The 3,262-nt window shown below is 64.0% G+C and carries 5 protein-coding genes; 4 read left to right on the top strand and 1 reads right to left on the bottom strand.

The features are described 5' to 3' along the window. From EOA28_RS39665 to EOA28_RS29885, 4 genes are all read left to right on the top strand, one after another. Positions 1–222: hypothetical protein (locus EOA28_RS39665; RefSeq protein WP_210214974.1), on the top strand; the 222-nt coding region annotated here is incomplete at its 5' end. After that, positions 219–1,016: an N-formylglutamate amidohydrolase gene (locus EOA28_RS29895; protein ID WP_127252778.1), complete on the top strand. Its 798-nt coding sequence runs from the start codon at positions 219–221 to the stop codon at positions 1,014–1,016. The genes EOA28_RS39665 and EOA28_RS29895, both read left to right, overlap by 4 nt. 28 nt (positions 1,017–1,044) lie before the next feature. Then, the gene (locus tag EOA28_RS29890; protein WP_127252777.1) at positions 1,045–1,353 is read left to right on the top strand and encodes a DUF1244 domain-containing protein; all 309 of its coding nucleotides are present in this window, start codon (positions 1,045–1,047) and stop codon (positions 1,351–1,353) included. A 396-nt stretch (positions 1,354–1,749) separates the two neighbouring features. Further along, a complete protein-coding gene (locus EOA28_RS29885; RefSeq protein WP_127252776.1) occupies positions 1,750–2,931 on the top strand; it encodes an MFS transporter in 1,182 nt (393 codons plus the stop codon). On the opposite strand, the gene EOA28_RS29880 is transcribed toward EOA28_RS29885, so the two are convergent. After that, positions 2,889–3,262: LysR substrate-binding domain-containing protein (locus EOA28_RS29880; protein ID WP_245501628.1), on the bottom strand; the 374-nt coding region annotated here is incomplete at its 5' end. The genes EOA28_RS29885 and EOA28_RS29880 overlap by 43 nt on opposite strands.

Here is a 3,262-nt window from a genome sequence, read left to right as displayed (position 1 = left end):
CCACATTTGCATCTCTCGAAGCCCCTTTTCAGCAAACTCCGGTCGCATGTCAACGCGCCGTTTTGTTCAATTCCAATCGATTTAGAAGGGCCCGTCGCGCAAATTCTCCCCGCGCTGGGGATTTTTTGCGGAAACCTTGGCCAAACAACGGCATTGCGCCGGCGTCTTCTTCGTGGAATGACGATACCACATCGCAGCCGCCATCTCCTTTTCAGCCGATGACCCGATCCACAGTTTTCACGCCGTTCGACATTGTCGAGGGCGACCGCAAGAAGGGCGTCGTGCTTCTGGCCGACCACGCCCGCCGCGACCTGCCGGAGGAATATGGCAGCCTCGGTTTGCCGGCATCCGAATTCGACCGTCACATCGCCTATGACATCGGCGTCGAGACGGTGACGCGCGAGCTCGCGACCGCGCTCGACGCGCCGGCGGTGCTGGCCGGCTTCTCGCGGCTGTTGATCGACCCCAACCGGGGCGAGGGCGACCCGACCATGATCCGTCAGCTCTATGACGGCACCGTGGTGCCGGGTAACTATCCGATAGCTCCGGAAGAGCGCGAACGGCGGCTCGACCGCTTCTACAGGCCCTATCACGACGCCGTCGGCGCGATGATCGCCTCCGTGGCGCATGCGTCGGGCAAGGCGCCGTTCATCTTCTCCGTCCATTCCTTCACGCCGGTGATGCAGGGCTTCGTCCGCCCCTGGCATGTCGGCGTGCTGTGGGACCGCGACGACCGCGTGGCGCGGCCGCTGATCGACATGTTGGCGCAGGACAGGTCCCTCGTCGTCGGCGACAACGAGCCCTATGACGGCGCGCTGCGCGGCGACACCATGTTCCGCCACGCCATCGTCAACGGCTACGCGCATGCGCTGATCGAGATCCGCCAGGACCTGATCGCCGACCGCGCCGGGGCGCTTGCCTGGGCCGAGCGGCTGGCGCCCATCGTTGACGCCATCGACCGCCGTGCCGATATACATCAGGTGAAGATGTTCGGCTCGCGCACCGGGCCGGTGTGAGCAGACGACAGTCTAGGAGTTTTCCGAGATGACCGACCTCAGCGACGACCAGAAGCGCGACTTCGAGGCCGCGGCTTTCCGCCGGCTGGTGGCGCATCTGCGCGAGCGCGGCGATGTCCAGAACATCGACCTGATGAACCTCGCCGGCTTCTGCCGCAACTGCCTTTCTAATTGGTATCGCGAGGCCGCCGAAGCCGAGGGCGTGGCGCTGTCGAAGGATGCATCGCGCGAGATCATCTACGGCATGCCCTATGCCGAATGGCAGGCGCTCAACCAGACCGAGGCTTCAGAAGCCAAGAAGGCAGAGTTCGAGGCCAAGCGGCCGAAGGATCACTGAGCCTGCCGAACGCCTTCGCGACTTCGTCATTCCAGGGCGGAGCAAGGAGCGAAGCGACGCGCGCAGACCCTGGAATCCATGCCGTTACGACTATCGAAGAGTGCAGCGGTCCAGAATATGATCGTAGTGCACCCCGGGGATGGTTTGCGTCGTAGCGGCGCTTCCAGGTCACGGAATGGATCCTCGGGTCTGCGCGCGTCGCTTCGCTCCTTGCTCCGCCCGTGGATGACGAATGGAGGGGCGATTCTACTAATCTCCAAAGCGGCAGTATGCCTAGAACAGAACCAATCCTCGGTCGCTCCCTTGGTCCAAGCACTTTCTTTGTTCAGTTCTTGACTACAAATTGAATCGATCTAATTTGCCGCTCGAAATCCACCGGCGCACCAGGTTCGAAGAATGACCTTGCAAACCACGATGCAGGCCGCAACACGCGGCCGCTGGGCCGTCGCCGGTATCTTCCTCGCCAATGGTTTTCTGACCGGCAGTTGGGCGCCGCAGATCCCGGTGTTCCTCACCCGGCTCGACATCAATCGGTTCACGCTCGGCCTGCTGATCCTTTTGTTCGGCGTCGGCGCGGTCATTGCCATGACATGCTGCGGCCATCTCATTTCCAGGCATGGCTCGCGCAGCGTGACGCGTTGGTTCGGCCTCTGCGGCAGCTTCGGCCTGCTGATCGTGGCGCTCGCGCCCAACGTGCCGCTGGCGGCGGTCGCCATGCTCATCTTCGGCGGTTCGATCGGCGGCATGGATGTCGCCATGAACTCGAATGCCGTAGTGGTGGAAAGAAGGCTTTCCCGGGCGATCATGTCCTCCTCGCACGGCTTCTGGAGCCTCGGCGGCTTCGCCGGCGGCGCGCTCGGCGGCTATTCGATCCAGAACTACGGCTATCTTTCCCATGCCGTCGCGGTCACGGTGATCGCCTTCGCCGTGATCGCCTTCGCCATTCGCTATCTCATCGCGGAAGACCGGCCGCAGGCTGTCGAGCATCAGAAATTCACGCTGCCGCGGCACACCGCCGTCTATCTGGTCGGGCTGATGGCGCTGCTCACTATGATCTCCGAAGGCGCGGTGCTCGACTGGGCGGCGCTCTTCCTGCATCAGGAACTGGGCGCCGATCTCGCGGTCGCCGGCCTCGCCTATGCCGCCTTCTCCGGCGTCATGGCGCTGATGCGCTTCCTGGGCGATGGCGTGCGCAACCGCTTCGGCGCCGTGTCGACGCTGCGCGGCTCGGCCCTGGTCGCTGCTGCCGGCATGCTGGTCGCCGGCCTCTCGTCCTCGCCTTACCTCGCCATCGCCGCCTTCGCCTTTTGCGGCTTCGGCATCGCCAACATGGTGCCGATCCTGTTCTCGGCTGGCGGCAACCAGGAAGGCATGTCGTCCGGCACCGGCATGAGCGTCGTCACCACCATGGGCTATTCCGGTATATTGGTGGCGCCGTCGGCGATCGGCTTCGTCGCGGAGCATTCGAGCTTCGGACCGATCTTCATTGCGCTTTCCGGGCTGCTGGTCGTCGTGCTCCTGATGGCAGGGCTCGCTCACCGCGCCGAATTCGCTCCCGAACCCGTGCCGGCCGAATAAAGCTTCAGCCCCTCATGCAGGAAATCCGCCACGCGGCGGATGCGCATGCTGGTGCGCACGTCGCGATGCATCGTGAGCCAGACAGGCAGGACCGGCAGCGGCACATCGGGCAACAGCTTTTCCAGGTCCGGATCGCGGTCGGCCAGCGGCTCCTGGCCGAGGCCGATGCCGTTGCCGGTCCGCACGGCTTCCCACAGCACGATCTGGTTGTCGGTCCTAAAGCGGAAATGGCTGCGGCCGACCGGAATGCCGAACGACGTGAAGCCGCGAATGATCTCGTCGCTGCGGTCGAAGCCGACCAAGGCGTGATCGGCGAGGTCGGCGGGTTTTT

The organism is Mesorhizobium sp. M2A.F.Ca.ET.067.02.1.1 (genome assembly GCF_004023285.1).
Classification (GTDB): Bacteria; Pseudomonadota; Alphaproteobacteria; order Rhizobiales; family Rhizobiaceae; genus Mesorhizobium.
This window is presented reverse-complemented; position numbering and strand designations above follow the sequence as displayed.

Excerpts from the sequence above, each read along its gene's own strand:
- EOA28_RS29895 (WP_127252778.1), top strand. The coding sequence starts at position 219 with ATGACCCGATCCACAGTTTTCACGCCGTTCGACATTGTCGAGGGCGAC.
- EOA28_RS29890 (WP_127252777.1), top strand. The coding sequence starts at position 1,045 with ATGACCGACCTCAGCGACGACCAGAAGCGCGACTTCGAGGCCGCGGCT.
- EOA28_RS29885 (WP_127252776.1), top strand. The coding sequence starts at position 1,750 with ATGACCTTGCAAACCACGATGCAGGCCGCAACACGCGGCCGCTGGGCC.